General features: G+C 68.7%; 18 protein-coding genes. 7 read left to right on the top strand and 11 right to left on the bottom strand.

What is annotated here, in order from left to right:
• Positions 1-3 precede the first annotated feature (3 nt).
• Positions 4-1,323, top strand: a complete 1,320-nt coding sequence (locus ACZ6DL_RS31925) for a dihydrolipoamide acetyltransferase family protein (protein ID WP_466056682.1) — start codon at positions 4-6, stop codon at positions 1,321-1,323.
• 8 nt (positions 1,324-1,331) lie between these two features.
• On the opposite strand, the gene ACZ6DL_RS31920 is transcribed toward ACZ6DL_RS31925, so the two are convergent.
• Together ACZ6DL_RS31920 and ACZ6DL_RS31915 are read right to left on the bottom strand one after the other, a co-directional pair.
• Positions 1,332-1,754 (bottom strand): acyl-CoA thioesterase, encoded by a 423-nt coding sequence (locus ACZ6DL_RS31920; RefSeq protein WP_466056680.1) that lies wholly within the window; start codon positions 1,752-1,754, stop codon positions 1,332-1,334.
• A 131-nt stretch (positions 1,755-1,885) separates the two neighbouring features.
• Entirely contained in the window at positions 1,886-2,851 is a 966-nt protein-coding gene (locus ACZ6DL_RS31915; protein WP_396987797.1) for an AraC family transcriptional regulator, read from the bottom strand.
• 277 nt (positions 2,852-3,128) lie between these two features.
• Between ACZ6DL_RS31915 and ACZ6DL_RS31910 the strand changes: the two genes are divergently transcribed.
• Positions 3,129-4,472, top strand: a complete 1,344-nt coding sequence (locus tag ACZ6DL_RS31910) for an MFS transporter (protein WP_466056678.1) — start codon at positions 3,129-3,131, stop codon at positions 4,470-4,472.
• 270 nt (positions 4,473-4,742) lie between these two features.
• Here ACZ6DL_RS31910 and ACZ6DL_RS31905 read toward each other — a convergent pair whose 3' ends face one another.
• The 5 genes from ACZ6DL_RS31905 to ACZ6DL_RS31885 all read right to left on the bottom strand — a co-directional run bounded on the left by ACZ6DL_RS31905 (position 4,743) and on the right by ACZ6DL_RS31885 (position 9,851).
• Positions 4,743-5,507 carry an LppU/SCO3897 family protein gene (locus ACZ6DL_RS31905; protein WP_174554914.1) on the bottom strand — a complete coding sequence of 255 codons (765 nt, stop codon included), beginning with the start codon at positions 5,505-5,507 and terminating at the stop codon, positions 4,743-4,745.
• A gap of 152 nt (positions 5,508-5,659) precedes the next feature.
• Positions 5,660-6,808, bottom strand: coding sequence for a DUF5925 domain-containing protein (locus ACZ6DL_RS31900; RefSeq protein WP_466056676.1), 1,149 nt, complete (start codon positions 6,806-6,808; stop codon positions 5,660-5,662).
• Positions 6,809-6,904: 96 nt separating this feature from the next.
• Positions 6,905-8,335, bottom strand: coding sequence for an NAD(P)(+) transhydrogenase (Re/Si-specific) subunit beta (locus ACZ6DL_RS31895; RefSeq protein WP_062971049.1), 1,431 nt, complete (start codon positions 8,333-8,335; stop codon positions 6,905-6,907).
• Entirely contained in the window at positions 8,335-8,664 is a 330-nt protein-coding gene (locus ACZ6DL_RS31890) for an NAD(P) transhydrogenase subunit alpha part 2 (protein WP_357045070.1), read from the bottom strand. Before ACZ6DL_RS31890 ends, ACZ6DL_RS31895 begins: the two co-directional genes overlap by 1 nt.
• The gene (locus ACZ6DL_RS31885) at positions 8,664-9,851 is read right to left on the bottom strand and encodes a Re/Si-specific NAD(P)(+) transhydrogenase subunit alpha (RefSeq protein ID WP_466056675.1); all 1,188 of its coding nucleotides are present in this window, start codon (positions 9,849-9,851) and stop codon (positions 8,664-8,666) included. The genes ACZ6DL_RS31890 and ACZ6DL_RS31885 overlap by 1 nt, the downstream gene beginning before the upstream one ends.
• Before the next feature lie 409 nt (positions 9,852-10,260).
• Here ACZ6DL_RS31885 and ACZ6DL_RS31880 point away from each other — a divergent pair, with 409 nt between their 5' ends.
• From ACZ6DL_RS31880 to ACZ6DL_RS31870, 3 genes are read left to right on the top strand one after another with little or no spacing between them, the layout of a single operon-like run.
• A complete protein-coding gene (locus ACZ6DL_RS31880) occupies positions 10,261-10,722 on the top strand; it encodes an HIT family protein (protein ID WP_466056673.1) in 462 nt (153 codons plus the stop codon).
• Positions 10,719-11,555, top strand: coding sequence for a maleylpyruvate isomerase family mycothiol-dependent enzyme (locus ACZ6DL_RS31875; RefSeq protein ID WP_466056672.1), 837 nt, complete (start codon positions 10,719-10,721; stop codon positions 11,553-11,555). Before ACZ6DL_RS31880 ends, ACZ6DL_RS31875 begins: the two co-directional genes overlap by 4 nt.
• A 6-nt stretch (positions 11,556-11,561) precedes the next feature.
• On the top strand, positions 11,562-12,215 hold the full coding sequence (locus tag ACZ6DL_RS31870; protein WP_466056671.1) for a Type 1 glutamine amidotransferase-like domain-containing protein: 654 nt from the start codon (positions 11,562-11,564) through the stop codon (positions 12,213-12,215).
• A gap of 9 nt (positions 12,216-12,224) precedes the next feature.
• On the opposite strand, the gene ACZ6DL_RS31865 is transcribed toward ACZ6DL_RS31870, so the two are convergent.
• Both ACZ6DL_RS31865 and ACZ6DL_RS31860 read right to left on the bottom strand, forming a co-directional pair.
• Positions 12,225-12,734, bottom strand: coding sequence for a GtrA family protein (locus ACZ6DL_RS31865; protein ID WP_466056670.1), 510 nt, complete (start codon positions 12,732-12,734; stop codon positions 12,225-12,227).
• Positions 12,735-12,794: 60 nt separating this feature from the next.
• Positions 12,795-13,124: a hypothetical protein gene (locus ACZ6DL_RS31860; RefSeq protein WP_063051742.1), complete on the bottom strand. Its 330-nt coding sequence runs from the start codon at positions 13,122-13,124 to the stop codon at positions 12,795-12,797.
• A gap of 225 nt (positions 13,125-13,349) precedes the next feature.
• Here ACZ6DL_RS31860 and ACZ6DL_RS31855 point away from each other — a divergent pair, with 225 nt between their 5' ends.
• A complete protein-coding gene (locus ACZ6DL_RS31855) occupies positions 13,350-14,708 on the top strand; it encodes an FAD-binding oxidoreductase (RefSeq protein ID WP_466056668.1) in 1,359 nt (452 codons plus the stop codon).
• Between the two features lie 46 nt (positions 14,709-14,754).
• On the top strand, positions 14,755-15,039 hold the full coding sequence (locus ACZ6DL_RS31850) for a GNAT family N-acetyltransferase (RefSeq protein WP_466056666.1): 285 nt from the start codon (positions 14,755-14,757) through the stop codon (positions 15,037-15,039).
• A gap of 223 nt (positions 15,040-15,262) precedes the next feature.
• Here the strand turns inward: ACZ6DL_RS31850 and ACZ6DL_RS31845 are convergent, their stop codons facing one another.
• Both ACZ6DL_RS31845 and ACZ6DL_RS31840 read right to left on the bottom strand, forming a co-directional pair.
• Positions 15,263-15,469, bottom strand: a complete 207-nt coding sequence (locus ACZ6DL_RS31845; RefSeq protein ID WP_466056665.1) for a DUF397 domain-containing protein — start codon at positions 15,467-15,469, stop codon at positions 15,263-15,265.
• Entirely contained in the window at positions 15,466-16,449 is a 984-nt protein-coding gene (locus tag ACZ6DL_RS31840; RefSeq protein ID WP_466056663.1) for a helix-turn-helix domain-containing protein, read from the bottom strand. The genes ACZ6DL_RS31845 and ACZ6DL_RS31840 overlap by 4 nt, the downstream gene beginning before the upstream one ends.
• Between the last annotated feature and the right edge of the window lie 37 nt (positions 16,450-16,486).

The following is a 16,486-nucleotide window of genomic DNA, read 5'->3' as shown; positions in this document are numbered from 1 at the left end:
CGCGTGGAAAACCCTGCCCGCCAAGACCTTCCGTCGTCCCTGCTGGAGTTCCGACTGCCGGATCTCGGGGAAGGCCTGGCCGACGCCGAACTGGTGTCGTGGGCGGTGGCCGTGGGCGACATCGTCGAGTTGAACCAGCCGATCGCCGACGTGGAGACGGCCAAGGCGGTCGTCTCGTTGCCGTCGCCGTTCGCCGGCCGGGTGGTCGAATTGCTGGCGCGGCCGGGCGACACCGTCGCGGTCGGCGCGCCGCTCATTCGCGTGCGGGCAGCCGGAGCGGACGACGCGGCGAGCGACATGGGCCGCACTTCCGTCCTGGTCGGCTACGGCCCCGAAGCGGAGGCGACGTCGCGGCGGCGTCCCGTCGGGCCGCCCTCGCGCAGCGTTCCACCGACCGGCGAGGCGGACACCGAGCCGCGCCGACCTGGTAACGCGGCAGCGACACCCGCCGCGCGAAAGCTGGCGCGCGAACTCGGCTTGGATCTGTGGTTCATCGCGGGCTCCGGGCCGGGCGGCGCGGTCACCGTCGAGGACGTGCGCGGCGCGGTGCCCGTCTCACAGCCCCATCCGGCCGCTCCGGCCCCCGTGCCCGGCGCGGACAGCGAGGCGGTCCGCCCGTCCGTGCGCGAGGAACGCACTCCGATCAGCGGCATTCGCAAGCGCACCGCGACGGCGATGTCGAACAGCGCGCGCACCATTCCGCAGGCCGCCGCGTTCGTCACCGTCGACTGCACCGCCTCGATGGAACTCCTCGATCATCTGCGCAGCACGAAATCCTTCGCCGGCCTGACCTTGACGCCGCTGGCGCTGGTCGCCAAGGCGGCACTGGCCGCGCTCGCGGACTTTCCCGGCATGAACGTCTGCTGGGACGAGGCCGATGGGGAGATCGTCACCAAGCACTACGTCAACCTGGGCATCGCGGTGGCCACCGAGCGCGGCCTGCTGGTCCCGAACATCAAAGAGGCGCACACACTGAGCCTGCGCGACCTGGCCCGCGAGATCGCCTGGCTGGCCGAGACCGCACGCGCGGGCGGCGCGACGACCGCCGAACTGCGCAGCGGCACGTTCACCATCACCAACATCGGCGTCTTCGGCGTGGACACCGGCATCCCGCTGGTCAACCCGGGCGAGTCCGCGATCCTGTGTCTCGGTTCGATCCGCAAGCGGCCATGGGTCGTACGCGACGAGATCGCGGTCAGGTGGGTGACCACCCTCGGCGTCGGCTTCGACCATCGCATGATCGACGGCGAGCAGGCGGCCCGCTTCCTGGCCACCACCGCGGGATTCCTGGAGGACCCGCTCACCCTGCTCGGCCGGGCGTGACCCGGCGCTCAGTCGGTGACGAGCGCCGTCGCGGCGGTGCGGATGACCTCCGGGATCTCGACCGGTTTGCGGGTCTCGGCATCCACGTAGACGTGCACGAAGACACCGGTGGCGGACAGTTCCAGCCCGCCGTCGGCCTCCCGGAAGATGGCCAGATCGTAGGTGATGCTGGAGCGGCCGAGCCGGGAGACGCGCAAGCCGACCTGTAACTGGTCCGGGAAGCTGATCGAGCCTTGGTACGAGCAGGAGGTCTGCGCCACCACGCCGAGCGCGGGCAGTTCGCGGATGTCGGTTCCGGTGGCGTGCATCAACCACGCGTTGACCGCGGTGTCGAAGTACGAGTAATAGGTCACGTTGTTCACGTGCCCGTAGTGGTCGTTGTCGGCCCACCGGGTCGGCACCGGCCAGAGCACCGGATACTGCTGCGTCACCCGGCCGACGATAGCTCAGGGTGACGATGGGGTATCCATCGCGCCGCGTGCGGGGCCCTACGTGGCTACGCGCGCTCCCTCCTCCGGGCCTGACCGCACACGGCTGGATCCATCGCGCCGCGTGCGGGGCCCTACGTGGCTACGCGCGCTCCCTCCTCCGGGCCTGACCGCACACGGCTGTGCCGGTGGTCACGCGGAGAGACGCCGAAGTGCCGTTTGAACGCGGTGCTCAGCGCGAAGGCGCTGCCGTACCCGACCTGACGTGCGATGGCCTCGATGGTGGCGTCCGACTCCTGGAGCAGGTCGGCGGCCAGTGCCAGCCGCCATTCGGTGAGGAAGGCCATCGGCGGCTCGCCCACCAGATCGGTGAACCGGCGCGCCAGCGCGGCCCGCGACACACCCACCGCCTCGGCCAGGCCCGCGACCGTCCAGCCGTGCGCCGGATTGTGCTGGAGCAGGCGCAGGGCCTTGCCGACCAGCGGGTCACCGTAGGCGTGGTACCAGGCGGGCGCGTCGTTGCGGGCGAACCAGGCGCGCAGCGCGGCGATCAGCACCAGGTCGAGCAGGCGGTCCAGCACCGCGCTCTGCGCGGGCTCGTCCTTGGTCACCTCGTCGACCAGGATGTCGAGCACCCGGCTGTCGAACTCACCGCGCCGCAACACCAGCACCGACGGGAGCGCGCGCAGCAGGCGCTGGCCCGCCGCGCCCGCGGACTCGTAGGTTCCGGTGACCATCAGGGTCGCCCCGTCGGGGTCGGTCCCCCACTGCCGAACACCCAGGCTGAGTGTCTCGCAGAGGATCTCACCCTGCGGCGTCTTCGTCACCTGACCGGGATGGATGACGATCTGCGGTTCGGTCGCCGGGTCGTCGGCCACCGTGTACGGGGCGGGCCCGCGGAAGATCGCGACGTCGCCCGCGCCCAGCTGCCGCGGCTCGCCCTCGTCGGTGACGATCCACGCGTCGCCGCGGATCATCGACAACACGGTCAGCGGGGCCTCGTCCTGGATGCGCAGCGACCACGGCGGATTCAGCAGCGAACACATCAGGAACGCGCCGCGGGCGCGGGGGCCTTCGAGCAGACTTGCGAGCGCATCCACGTGCCCAGAGTAGACGATTGCGCATGATTATGCGCTGTCGAGCCAAGATCCGTCTCTGCTGCGGCGACGTGCCCGCGCGGTGGCGGAGAAAGCCGTCAGCGGAAATCCGGAATGTCCCGGCCTCTCGAGACGTTGAAAACATAAACAGACCCGCTCGCGGACGTGACGCGCAGAGCCGAGCGTCACGCACGGTCGCACGACCAGGTCAACGGCGCCCTGGACCGCCGCCGCGGGCGGGGCTGGCCCGATCGGAGGATCCGTCGGTACCGTCGAAATGGTGTTGAGCCCGACGGTCGATCGCCCGATCCGCGTCGCGCGCGCCGCGGTGTTCACGGTCTTCGCGTTGAACGGCTTCCTGCTCGCCATGTGGGTGGTGCACATCCCGGTCATCACCGACCGCACGGGCGTCTCCAAATCCATGCTGGGCATGTTCATCCTGCTGATGTCCGGTGCGGGCATCGCCGGAATGCGGCTGGCGGGTCCGCTCGCCGATCGGTTCGGCAGCAGGACGCTGGTCGGCACAGCAGCGTGCATCGCGTCGGTGGCGGTGGTCGGCCCCGGCCTCGCCACCGGACCGTTCACCTTGGCACTCGCCCTGGCCTGTTTCGGTTTCGGCAACGGCGCGCTGGACGTGTCGATGAATACCCAAGCGGTGCTGGTGGAACGGGCCTACCGGCGTCCGATCATGGCCGCTTTCCACGCGCTGTTCTCCGGCGGCGGCCTGCTCGGTTCACTGCTCGGAGCCGCCACGCTCCGGGCGGGCTGGGATATCCGGGTGACGCTGGTCCTCGCCGCGGCGAGCTGCGTCGCGCTGACCCTCACCCTGGTGCCGCGGTTGCTGCGCGAAACCGAGGCGGGTGCGCAAGCGGCGACGCTCCACGGCGTCGCGTCCGTGCACGCGACCGACCTCGACGAGACGTCGCCGGACCACGGCGCGACATCGTACGAGACCACGTCGTCCCAGCACGACGTCATGCCGATCGGCTCCGACGCCGAGCGGTCGCCGGATCAGCCCCGCCAGGACCGGATGACGCGCGATCACATGTCGACGCCCCTCGACGCCCGTGATCGCGGCCGAAAGGTATTCGCACTGGCCGCGATCGCCTTCGCGCTGCTGCTGGCCGAAGGGGTGGCCGCCGACTGGAGCGCCTTGCAGCTGCACGAGCATCTGAACGCGGACGCGGCCACCGCGGCGCTCGCCTTCGGAGCCTTCTCCACCACGATGACGATCGGGCGTTTCGGCGCCGACCGGGTCAGCCACGCCTTCGGCCGGGTCGCGGTGGTGCGCTACGGCTCGCTCATCGCGGCCGCCGGCCTGGCGGTGATCGTCGTCTCGCCGTGGATTCCGCTGACACTGCTCGGCTGGACCATGGCCGGGCTCGGACTCGCCGGCGGTATTCCGCAGATCTTCACCGCGGCAGGGAATCTCGGCTCCGCCAGGGCCGCTACCGACATGTCGCGGGTATTCAGCATCGGCTATCTCGGACTGCTCGCCGGTCCCACGGTCATCGGCTGGCTCACCGCCGTGATGTCGCTGACCACGGCGATGGTCGTGCCGATGATCGCGATCCTGCTCTGCTCCCGGTACGCGAGCGTCGTCGCCACACCGCGGGCCGGCTGACCGGATCAACGATCCATCGTCAGCTCGACCATCGGCACCTCTTAGATGCCCGCACCCGTGGCTTCCTCGACTATCCGGCCGAGACTCCGGTATGCCCGCGGATGGTCGCGCCCATAGCCCTCGAGGACGGCGGCGGATTCGTCCGGGCTCAGCGCCCGGGCCAGTGCCGGAATCCTGGAGTGCACGCCGATACTCGCGTGACAGCGCGGATCGGCGGCGGGATTGCGAACCGCGCGCCGACGCTCGTCAACGTTCCGGGCTAGCCGCGCACTACTTGGGCGGCACCAGGCACAGGGTGATCGGCTCGGGCTTGGGGTAGACGATCGTGTCGTTCTCGGTCGCCTTCGCCCCGCACGCGGATTTGTCCGCGGTGCCGCGCACGATCCGGCCGATCTTGAAGTCCGCCGTCGACCCACAGGCCACCTTGGTGCTGGCGCCGAGGAAACCGCCGTCGATGCAGTCGCCTTCCTTGACGTTCAGCCGCAGGCACAGCGTGTATTCGTTGCTGCCGGTCTGGTAGTAGCTGGCGTAATCCTTGGTGGCGCAGTCCGCGTTCGCGCCGTCGAGCCGTTGCGCCACCACGTAATTGGCTTCGGCATCGGAGCATTCCTTGGTTTCGAACTCCGCTTTGACGGTGGTACCCGACAGCTTCGCGCACTGACCGATATCGATCTTCTCGCCGTCCGAACGGAACACGGTGCGACCGCCGATGACCAGCAGGCCGATCACCACGACAACACCCAGCACGGCGAGGATCTTGCCCACTCCGCCACCGCCGCTCCGATTCTGCTGGGGTGGCGGTCCCGGCGGCGGGAAACCCCCACCGGGGTAGCCCGGCTGCTGCGGGAAACCTCCCTGCGGCGGATAGCCCGGCTGGCCGGGGTAGCCGGGCTGAGGCTGCGGCTGACCGGGATAGCCCTGCTGCCCTGGAAAGCCCTGCGGCGCACCGGCAGGCGGTTGCTGCGGATAGCCGGGCTGGCCAGGTGGTGGATAGCCGGGCTGCCCTGGCTGCGGATGGTTCGGTGGTGTTGTCATGGATCCCCTCCCCGGGTCTCGCGTGGTTCCGTGCGCACAGGCGACGGGCGAACCCATGGAATCTAGCCGATCACCGCGAACCCCGCCGGACCGGTGAACCGCCGCAACGGCTTCGGCGCACGCCGGTTCTCACAGATGGCGCACGCCGGTTCTCACAGATACAGTCCCGGATTGACCGCATCCCGCGCGACGGCATCGATCCTGGCCTCGCCGTCGCGCACCGCCACGAGCTCGGCCAAGGTGGCGCCGTCCGGATAAGCGCCTGCCTCGCACCGCTGCTCCCGGTCCAGCCAGGCCGCCGCCTCCACGCCGGACAGCCGCCCGATCTCGATCCGCGCCAGGCACCGGCCCGGCCGCGTCACCGCCGGGTGCAGGCGCGAGAGGTCCTCGTTGGTGGTGATGGCGACGAGCACGTCCCGGCCCTGGCCGAGCATGCCGTCGGTCAGATTCAACAGCCGCGAGAGTCCCTGCCCGGCCGCCTCCTTGGCTTCGCCACGGATCAGCTCGTCGCAGTCCTCCAGGACCAGCATCCGCCAGCGGGGCGCGCCCTCGTCGGCATTGTCGACGCCCGCGGCCACGTCCATCAGGTAGCCGGGCTTGCCGAACATCACCTCGGGATCGAGCACGCAATCGAATTGGCACCAGGCGCCCCAGGCACGCGCCAGTGCGCGCAGCGCCGTTGTCTTTCCCGTACCGGGAGGTCCGTGCAGCAGCACCAGGCGGCCGCGGACGTCGGCGGCGGTGAGCGACATCAGGCGATCCATCGCGGTGGCGACCTCGCCCGTGTAGTTACCCCGGATCGACGACCACTCGGGCGCCGAGATCGAGCGAGCACGCCGCTGCGGGCCCTGGGTGTGCATGTGCCAGAAGCCCATCTCCACGGTGTCGCCCACCTCCGGCGGCGCCGCCGCGTCCCGGATGGCCTCGGCGAGCAGCTCGTCCGCGAGCCTCTCGCTGACGGCGGTGACCTCGACCATCGCCGAACCGCCCGACCAGCGCACCGACCGCAGCGACCAGCCGGGACCCACCACCAGCGTCGCTCCGCTGTCGTTGTCGCGCACCGTGCGCACCACGCGGCCACGGCCGGGACGCAGCGGCGCTTCCGGCCGCACCCGCTCCAGATGCGCGGTGCGCGCGCACGGCTGATCGCCGCGCAGGAACGGACCGAGCGCGAGGGCATCGATCGCGTCGCGGATCGAGTACGTGGAATCGACTACGACGGTCCACGGCAGCCGCTCGGCGGGATCGGCCGAGGGCTCCCCGGGACCGATCAACCGAAGAGGCTCATGACGTGCGGACACCCGGAGAATGATCCGGGGGGCCTGCCGCGATGTCCATCGAATTACGAAAGCGCCCCTCCACCGAAGGTGAAGGGGCGCTTCGCGGGAACCTCCGGCCTACAGCGCCTTCAGTTCCTCGGTGACCGCTCCGACGGACTTCTTGGCGTCGCCGAACAGCATGGAGGTGTGGTCGGCGTAGAACAGCGGGTTGTCGATCCCGGCGAAACCACTGTTCATCGACCGCTTGAGCACGATGACGCTCTTGGCCTGGTCGACGTTGAGCACGGGCATGCCGTAGATCGGGCTGGAGGCGTCCTCGCGGGCGGCGGGGTTGGTGACGTCGTTGGCGCCGATCACCAAGGCGACATCGGTGCGATTGAATTCGCCGTTGATGTCGTCCATTTCCTTGAGCGCGTCATAGGACACCTCGGCCTCGGCCAGCAGCACGTTCATGTGACCGGGCATACGACCGGCGACCGGATGGATGGCGTATTTGACCTCCACCCCCTTGGCCTCCAGCAGCGAAGCCATCTCCTTGACCGCGTGCTGCGCCTGCGCCACCGCCATGCCGTAACCGGGCACCACGATCACCTGGTTCGCGTACGCCATCTGGATCGCGGCGTCCGCGGCGGAAGTGGCCTTGGCCTGCTTCTGCTCACCACCCGCGGCGCCGGGCGCGGTCCCGCCGCCGCCGAAGCCGCCCGCGACGATCGCCGGGATCGACCGGTTCATCGCCTTGGCCATCAGGTTGGTCAGGATGGTGCCGGACGCGCCGACGATCATGCCCGCGACGATCATCGCGGTGTTGTTCAACGCCAGACCCGCCGCGGCGGCCGACAATCCGGTCAGGGCGTTGAGCAGCGAGATGACCACCGGCATGTCCGCGCCGCCGATCGGCAGCACCACCATCAACCCGAGCACACCGGCTGCCACCAGCACCGCGATCATCCACAGCTGCGACACCCCCGCACCGGTGGCGCCGACGCCGATCACCACCGCCGCGGCGACCGCGCCGAGCAGCAGCAGCAGGTTCAACGGTTGCTGCAATTTGCCGATCCCGATCGGGCGGCCGGGCAGGATCTCCTGCAGCTTCCCGAACGCGATCAGCGAACCCCAGAACGACACCGAACCGATGATCGCCGCGAACAGCGACCCGATCACGATGTGCACGGTCGGTTCCTCGTCGAAGTGCGAGAAACCCTGGGAGTTGATGAATTCCGACCACGCGATCAGCGCGACCGTGCCACCGCCGACACCGTTGAACGCGGCCACCAGCTGCGGCATCGCGGTCATCTTGGTGTACTTCGCGGGCGGCACACCCAGCACGACACCGACCACCAGACCGGCGACGATGAGAATCCAGTTGTCGGTGTGCCGGATCGAGATCAGCGTCGCGACCACCGCCAGCGCCATGCCCACCGCGGCGATCAAGTTGCCGCGCACCGCGGTCTTCGGGCCGGTCAAGCCCATCAAACCGTAGATGAACATGCCGAAGGCGATAATGTAGAGACCGTTCACCAGATAGGTGACGTTGTCGAAGGTGTGCATCACTCACCCGCCTTCGCCGAGTTCCCAGCCGCGGCCGGTGCTTTTTTGCCCTTGAACATCCCCAACATCCGGTCGGTCACCACGAAACCACCGATCACGTTCAGGGTTCCGAACACCACGGCGACGAACAGGATGATCTGCGTCAGGATCGACGGGTCCTGCACATTACCCAGCGTGACCAGCGCGCCCAGCACCACGATGCCGTGAATGGCATTGGTGCCCGACATCAACGGCGTGTGCAGCGTGTTCGGGACCTTGGAGATCACCGCGAAACCGACGAACCCGGACAGCACCAGGATCGCGATATTCGCCAGCAATTCGGTATACATCAGTTCTCCACCTTCGCCTCGGTCGCGTCGTTCACCTGCGCCGACTCCGCCGATTCGGTCGCGTCCGCCGAGTCGGCCGCGGCACGGGTGACGCAGGAATCCGCCAGCACCTGGTCGCTGAAGTCGGGCGCGAGCTTGCCGTCGACCAGCATCAGCTCCAGCAGCGCCGCGATGTTCTTCGAGTACAGCTCCGAGGCGTGCTCGGGCATGGTGGCGGGCAGGTTCAACGGCGAGGCGATCGTCACCTCGTGCTTGACGACCGTCTGTCCGGGCTCGGTCAACTCGCAGTTGCCGCCGGTCTCACCGGCAAGATCGACGATCACGCTGCCGGGCTTCATGCCCTCGACCGCCGCGGCCGTCACCAAGCGCGGCGCGGGACGCCCCGGCACCAGCGCGGTGGTGATCACCACGTCGAAGCCCTTGATCGCGTCCTCCAAAGCCCGCTGCTGCTCGGCCTTCTCCTCGTCGGTGAGCTCGCGGGCGTATCCGCCCTCACCAGCGGCGTCGATCCCCAGATCCAGCCACTGCGCACCCACCGACCGCACCTGATCGGCGACCTCCGGCCGCACGTCGTACCCGGTGGTCCGACCACCGAGGCGCTTCGCGGTCGCCAGCGCCTGCAAACCCGCCACGCCCACACCCAGTACCAGCACGGTCGCGGGCTTCACCGTGCCTGCGGCGGTGGTCAACATCGGGAAGAACCGCGTCGACTCCGACGCCGCCAGCAACACCGCCTTGTATCCCGCCACATTCGCCTGCGAGGACAACGCGTCCATCACCTGCGCGCGCGAGATCCGCGGAATCGCCTCCACCGCGAACGCTTGCACCCCCGCCGACTTCAGCGCGCCGATCTGATTGTCGGCGTTGCGCGGCGCGAGGAAACCGATCAGCGTCTGCCCGGACGACAGCTTGCCCACCTCGTCGTCACTGGGCGGGGCGACCTTCACCACCACATCCGCCGACCACGGATCACCGATCGTCGCGCCCGCCTCCACATACGCTTCGTCGGGAATGAGCGCGCCCTGTCCGGCCCCGGACTCGACGACGACCTCCACGCCCTGCTTCACCAGGCTGGGGATGATCTTCGGCACCAATGCGACACGTCGCTCGCCCGCGTTCGATTCGCGAACGACACCGACACGCGCGCCGCGCGGCGATGGATCGCCTACGCTCTGCGTTGTCTCCACTTGTCAGACTTCCTTCTCTTACCGAGCTTCAGGCAACGGGTAGACGACCGGACGATGTTACCGTCGAGTAAGTTCGCCCAAATCCTCGCAACTGTACCTGGCCCGCCGTGAGCCTAGCTGAGATGCCCGTCACACACGCCGGGCGATTCGCGCCGGTGCGCCGGGGGTTCCCCGGTCGCCACGGAGCGAGCCGTCTTCCATCGAAGCCGTGGTCCACCCATTTTCCTTCTCGCTCTGTGATCGTGGTCGCCGCAGGTGAACACGGCAAGACCGTACGTAAAAGTCTGTTACCAACCTCGAGGTGCGGGCCTGATCGGAGGCCCGGCGTCCCGGTGAGCGGACGTGCGCGTCCTGCCGAACGACGCTCCGGGGGTGTTCCGCTCGGCTCGTACGCCGTATGGTCCAGCGTGTGAACGACTGCGTCTTCTGTCGCATCGTGGCAGGCGAGGCGCCGGCGGCGAAGGTGTACGAGGACGACGCGCTCTGCGCGTTCCTCGACATCCGGCCGGTCGCCCGCGGGCACACGCTGGTCATACCGAAGCGGCACGCCGCAGAGTTGGAGGACCTCGACGCCGAACTCGGCGCGCGGATCTTCCGGACCGGGCACCGGCTCGCACTGGCCGTCCGGCGCAGCAGCCTCGCCGCCGACGGCGCCAACCTGGTACTCAACGACGGAACCGCCGCGTTCCAGACCGTGCCGCACGTCCACCTGCACGTGATCCCGCGCAGGCACGGCGACAAGCTACGGTTCGCCACGGGATTCCTGCTGCGGCGCCCGCACGATCCGGTGACCACCGCCGCGGCCATCCGGGACGGCATCGCCGCATTGGACAACGAGGGCGAACGCCCGGACAAGGAAATCGACGGATGACCGAGACGTTCGATCGGGCCACGCTGATCGACCTGCTGGCACGGCAATGGGACGCGATCGACGCACTGGTCGCTCCGCTGGACGAGGACCGCTGGCGCACCCCCTCGTCGCTGCCCGGCTGGACCGTGTTCGACGTCCTCGCCCACATGGTCGGCACCGAGTCCTGGCTACTGGGTGACCGCCCGCCCGCCCACGACCCCACCACCGCGAAGACCGATGTGCGCACGCTTCCCTACGTGCGCAACGAGACCGCGGTGCTCAACGAGATCTGGGTGGACCGGTTGCGCCCGCTGTCCGGCGCCCGGCTGCTCGAGTTCTATCGCGACGTCGTCGCGCGCAGACGCGCCGCGCTCGCGGCCATGGGCGACGCCGAGTGGGAGAGGGAGACCGTCTCGCCGATCGGGCAGGTCACCTACGGCAGGTTCATGCGGGTGCGGTTGTTCGACTGTTGGATGCACGAACTCGACATCGCCGACGCGCTCGGCGTGCCGGTGGAAGAGGGCGGGCCACGCGGGGAACTCGCGTTCGCGGAGTTCGCGCGTAGCATCCCGCGCGTGGTGGCGAAGAAGGGCGAGGCGCCGGACGGCGCGCGGATCACCTTCGCGCTGACCGGCCCCCTGGCCAGGACCTTGCACATCGAGGTGGCGGGCCGGGCGCGCTACGTGGACGCGTTCGACGAACCCGCCACGGTCGAGATCGGCCTGGACTCGAGGCTTTTCGTGCGGCTCGGCGGCGGTCGGACGACCGCCGAGAAGCACCTGGACGAGATCACCGTCCAGGGCGATGCCGAACTCGGGCGACGCATCGTGCGCCACCTGGCCTTCACCATCTGATCCGCGATGCGGCTGTTCCTGTCCAGCTATCGCTTCGGGGCGCACTACGACCGGCTCGCCGCGCTCGCGGGCCCACCCGGCCGGGTGGCGCTGATTCCGAACGCCTGCGACGCCTGGCCGCAGGCGTGGGCGGGCGCGGTGACCAGTGACATGGCGCCGCTGCGCAAGCTCGGCTACCGGCCCGAGGTGCTCGACCTGCGCGAGTACGCCGGTCGGGAAGCCGAGCTGGAACGGAAGTTGGCCGAATTCCCGCTGGTGTGGGTGCGCGGCGGCAACACCTTCGTGCTGCGCGCCCAATTCGCCCGCAGCGGCGCGGACCGAGCGCTTCTGCGGCTGCTCGCCTCTGACGCGCTCGTCTACGCCGGTTACAGCGCCGGGGCCTGTGTGATGACACCGGACCTGCACGGCCTGGAGTCGGTGGACGATCCCGGCGAGGTCGCCCCGGCGTGCGGCATCGAACCCCGATGGGACGGATTGGGATTGGTCGACCGCCGGATCGTGCCGCACATCGATTCGGCCACCGATCCCGACGGTGAGTGCAGTCGGCTCGCCGCCCGCTACCGCGCCGAAGGCGTCGAGCACTGGGCACTGACCGACGAGGACGCGATCGTCGTCGACGGCGCGCGCACCGAGGTGCTCATCGCTCCGGCGGTGTCGTGAGCGTCGTCTTCACCTCGCGTCCGACGCGAGTTCGGGTTCCGGCTCGGCAGCCCGGCGGAAGACCACCCAGCGCATCGCGCTGTACATGTAGACGGCTTCGCACGCGCCCGCCAGGACCCGGGACAGGTGGTACTCCAGCCCCAGCGCGGTCAGTCCGCCGCCGACGCCGAGGATGAACGCGAGGTAGTTGACCACGACCACCCCCACGTACACCGTGGCCTGCCTGCCGACCGGCGCGTGGGAATGGAAGTTGAACGTACGGTTCAGCACGAAGGCGAGTCCGAACGCGCACACATACGCCACGGTCACCGACAACCACACCGGCAGATCGAACGAGCCGTGCAAGACGGTGAGCAGCGCCAAGTCGACGGCGAAGGTGCCGCTGTTGATCAGCGCGAAGCCCAGGAAGGTCGGCGGGACGAGACGGTCCAACCCCAACGGCAGCCGCCGCACGACCGCCTCGCACCAGCGGGTGAACCGGTCGGCGATCGTTTCGGCGGTCTCGGACGGCTCGTGCACGCGACCAGGCTGCCAGCGGCAGATGTCCGGCAGATGAGCAGGCGGCGACCGCCCGGTGGATCAGCTGATCTGCGCCCGGCCGGGACCGTCCTGGGCCTGGTCCAAGCCGGCCCAGGCCGCCAGGCACCGCCGCCGCGCGACATCGTCCGCGTCCGCCAGCAGCGCCTCCAGCAACTCGCGGGGCTCGCGGCGCCAGAGGTCGGCGAGCTCGGCGAGGGCCTCCTTGCCGAAGACACCGGAGCGGTCCAGCGCGGTCAGCCACTCCTCGTGCTCGCCCGCGTGCACACGGCGCAGCACGTCCGGGTCGATGCCGCCCTCGACGAACTCGCTGGAGAACATCGCGGCGACCAGTTCCCGGCGACTGGGTTGTTCGCCCTGCATCCGTTCCATCCCTCCAAGTGGTACGCGGCGAACCGCATGGTCGGCCTGCGCCACGACACGGCGGCGCCGGGAGAACTCGATGCCCCGAACACTAAGCCCCTGTGGGCATTCTGGTCTCCCGTCAGCGGTAATACCACTGTGGCGGGTGACATCACATTCCGGGGCTTTCGCGCGCCACACGCGCACGGGTCGGCCGATCAGCAAATCACGGGCACGGGGAGCTAGCGTGAAGTTGTGGACCTGCATGACTTGATCGCCGCCCTCCCCGACGGCACGGTGCTCACCGACGCCGACCTGCTGGCGAGCTACCGCCAGGACTGGGCGCGGGATCCGGACGCCGGGACCGCCCTCGCCGTGGTGCGGGCGACCAGCACCGACGACGTGGCCGCCACGCTGCGATGGGCCACCGCGCATCGTGTCCCGGTGATCCCGCGCGGAGCAGGATCCGGGCTGTCCGGGGGCGCCACGGCGGTCGACGGAGCGATCGTGCTCACCACCGAGCGGATGCGGGATATCACCGTCGACCCGGTCACCCGGACCGCCGTGGTGCAGCCGGGCCTGCTCAACGCCGAGGTCAAGCGCGCGGTCGCGGAGCACGGCCTGTGGTATCCGCCCGACCCGTCGTCGTTCGAGATCTGCTCGATCGGCGGTAACGCGGCGACGAACGCGGGCGGACTGTGCTGTGTGAAATACGGCGTGACAACCGATTACGTGCTCGGGATGCAGGTCGCGCTCGCCGACGGCACCGTCGTGCGGCTGGGCGGTCCGCGATTGAAGGACTCGGCCGGACTGTCGCTGACCAAGCTGTTCGTCGGCAGCGAGGGCACGCTCGGCGTGATCACGGAACTGACCCTGCGACTGCTGCCCGCGCAACCGCCGCAGAGCACGGTCGTCGCGAGCTTCCCCACGCTCACCGCCGCCACCGAGGCGATCCTGACAATCACCGGCGAACTGCGGCCCTCGATGCTCGAGTTCATGGACTCGGTGTCGATCAACGCCGTGGAGGACGAGCTGCGGATGGGATTGGACCGGCAGGCGGCCGCGCTACTGGTCGCGCGCTCCGACGCACCCGGCGAATTCGCCCGGCGCGAGGCCGAGATCATGGCGGCGGCCTGCGAGAAAGCAGGCGCCACCGAGGTTTTCCACACCGAGGACCCCGCCGAGGGCGAGGCGTTCGCGGCCGCCCGGCGTCTGGCGATTCCCGCCGTGGAGAAGCTCGGCCCGCTGCTGCTCGAGGATGTCGGCGTGCCGCTGCCCCGGCTCGGCGACCTGGTGAGCGGCGTCGCCGAGATCGCCGAACGCAACGCGGTGACGGTGTCGGTGATCGCGCACGCGGGCGACGGCAACACCCACCCGTTGATCGTGCACGACCCCTCCGACGCGGATCTCACCGCGCGGGCGCATCGCGCCTTCGGCGAGATCATGGACCTGGCCATCGCCCTCGGCGGCACCATCACCGGTGAACACGGCGTCGGCCGATTGAAGAAGGCATGGCTGCCCGATCAGCTCGGCCCCGACGTGATGGCCCTGACCCGGCGCATCAAGGACGCCCTCGACCCGGACGGCATCCTCAATCCCGGCGCGATCCTGTGACCGCCGCGGCGGAACATTCCCAGCCGACAAGGAGTTCTACACCGACATGACGACCAGGCTCGAACACAACGTCGCCGATACCCGTTTCGAGATCTACATCGACGACACCCTCGCCGGGTACGCCGACTACGCCGAACGCGAAGACCCCAAGGTCCGCGACTTCCACCACACCATGACCTTCCCGGAGTTCCGGGGCCGCGGAGTAGCCGCCCAGGTCGTCGAATACGCCCTCGACGACTCCCGCAAGTCCGGATTCTCGGTCATCCCCACCTGCTGGTACGTGGAGAAGTACATCGCCGAACACCGCGAATACGCCGACTTGGTGAACTAACCACCCCCACGACGCACGCCCGGGAGTGGCGCACCAGCGAGAGGTCTACTCGCGTTTCGCCGCAGTCATGTGCCACTCGCGGAGCTACCGGGTGGGGCGCCAGCTTTGCCAGCGGGGCAGCGTCATCCACGACCGTGCAACACCTCTCGCCTGTGCACCGTGGATCCCACCACGAAAGCTCGACGTGCTCGGAGCGGGCACTCCGTGGCGGGCTCCTCAGCGCTCAAGAACGCTGGAACTTCCGCGCCGCTACTTCAGCGGTGAAGGCGTCCCACTCGCCGGGCGTGAACACCAGTGCCGGGCCGGACGGATTCTTCGAGTCTCGCACGCCGATGTGACCTCCCGCGAGGAAAGCGACCTCAACGCATGCCTTGTCTCCCCCGCTACGGCTGCTCTTGAACCACTTCGCCCCCGAAAGGTCGGTTTTCACGGTGCATACTCCCTTGCCATCTGCCGGAGCAGGTTTTTGCTCTGATCCGGGTCCAGCGCCGCGCGCTCGAACCGCTGGTAGGCATCGACATACCGGTTCACAGCGCTGAACTTCTCCAGGTACAAATCGCCCGTGAAGCTCTCGACGTAGACAACTGTAGGCTCCTTCGGCTGTCGCTTGCCGTCGCCCCCGGACTTCAAGATCACGAACGGACCGACAGCGACGCCCATCGGGAAGCCGGCCGAGAAGGGGAGCACCCGGATCGTGACGTTGGGCAAACCCATGAGATCTACCAGATGCCGGAGTTGGGCGGACATGACGCGATCGTCGCCAACGATCCCTCGTAGCGCCGACTCTCGAAGGATGGCGTTCACGGTTACGGGCTTCGTCTTACGTGTGATCAACGCTTGACGCTTGCGCCGGAGGTGTACCCGACGCTCATGTTCCAGGGGTGTGTCGTGCGGATATACGGCGCGAATCAGTCCACTCGCGTATGCGGGGGTCTGGAAGATACCTGGGATTAGTCCCGGTTCATACCAGGTCAGCGACCGTGCGGTGGCTTCCAGGTCCACGAAGACGTCGAAATTCTCCGGGATCAGGTCGCCGAACTCATGCCACCAGGACTTCACGCTGGCCTGCTTCGCCAGCCCGACCAAAGCGTTCGTGTACTCCTCGGTGAAGTCATAGATCTTGCACAGCGCCTCGACGTCGACTGTGCGGATCCGCTCGGTCTTGCCGACCTCCATCCGCTGAACGGTGCTGACGCTCCACTGCATCCGTTCGCCCACATCGGCCAGAGTTAATCCCGCCGCTTCGCGTCCGTTCCGCAGGTGCCTACCGAGCTGACGGCGAGGGAGGGTCGAGCCACCACTTTCGGCCATGCCGCGTTCCTGTCTACTCAGGCGGCCCAGGCTTCTCATCTCCGGGCCAATTCTCAATGCAGGATGAAAAACATGCTGGTGGAGCTGATGAGATTTCATCTTTACGTATTCCATCAGGCTAGTCCAGTGGTTCTCT

It is taken from the genome of Nocardia sp. NPDC041819, assembly GCF_055590505.1.
Note: the sequence above shows the minus strand (reverse complement) of the source record. Positions and strands in the feature narration are given on the sequence as shown.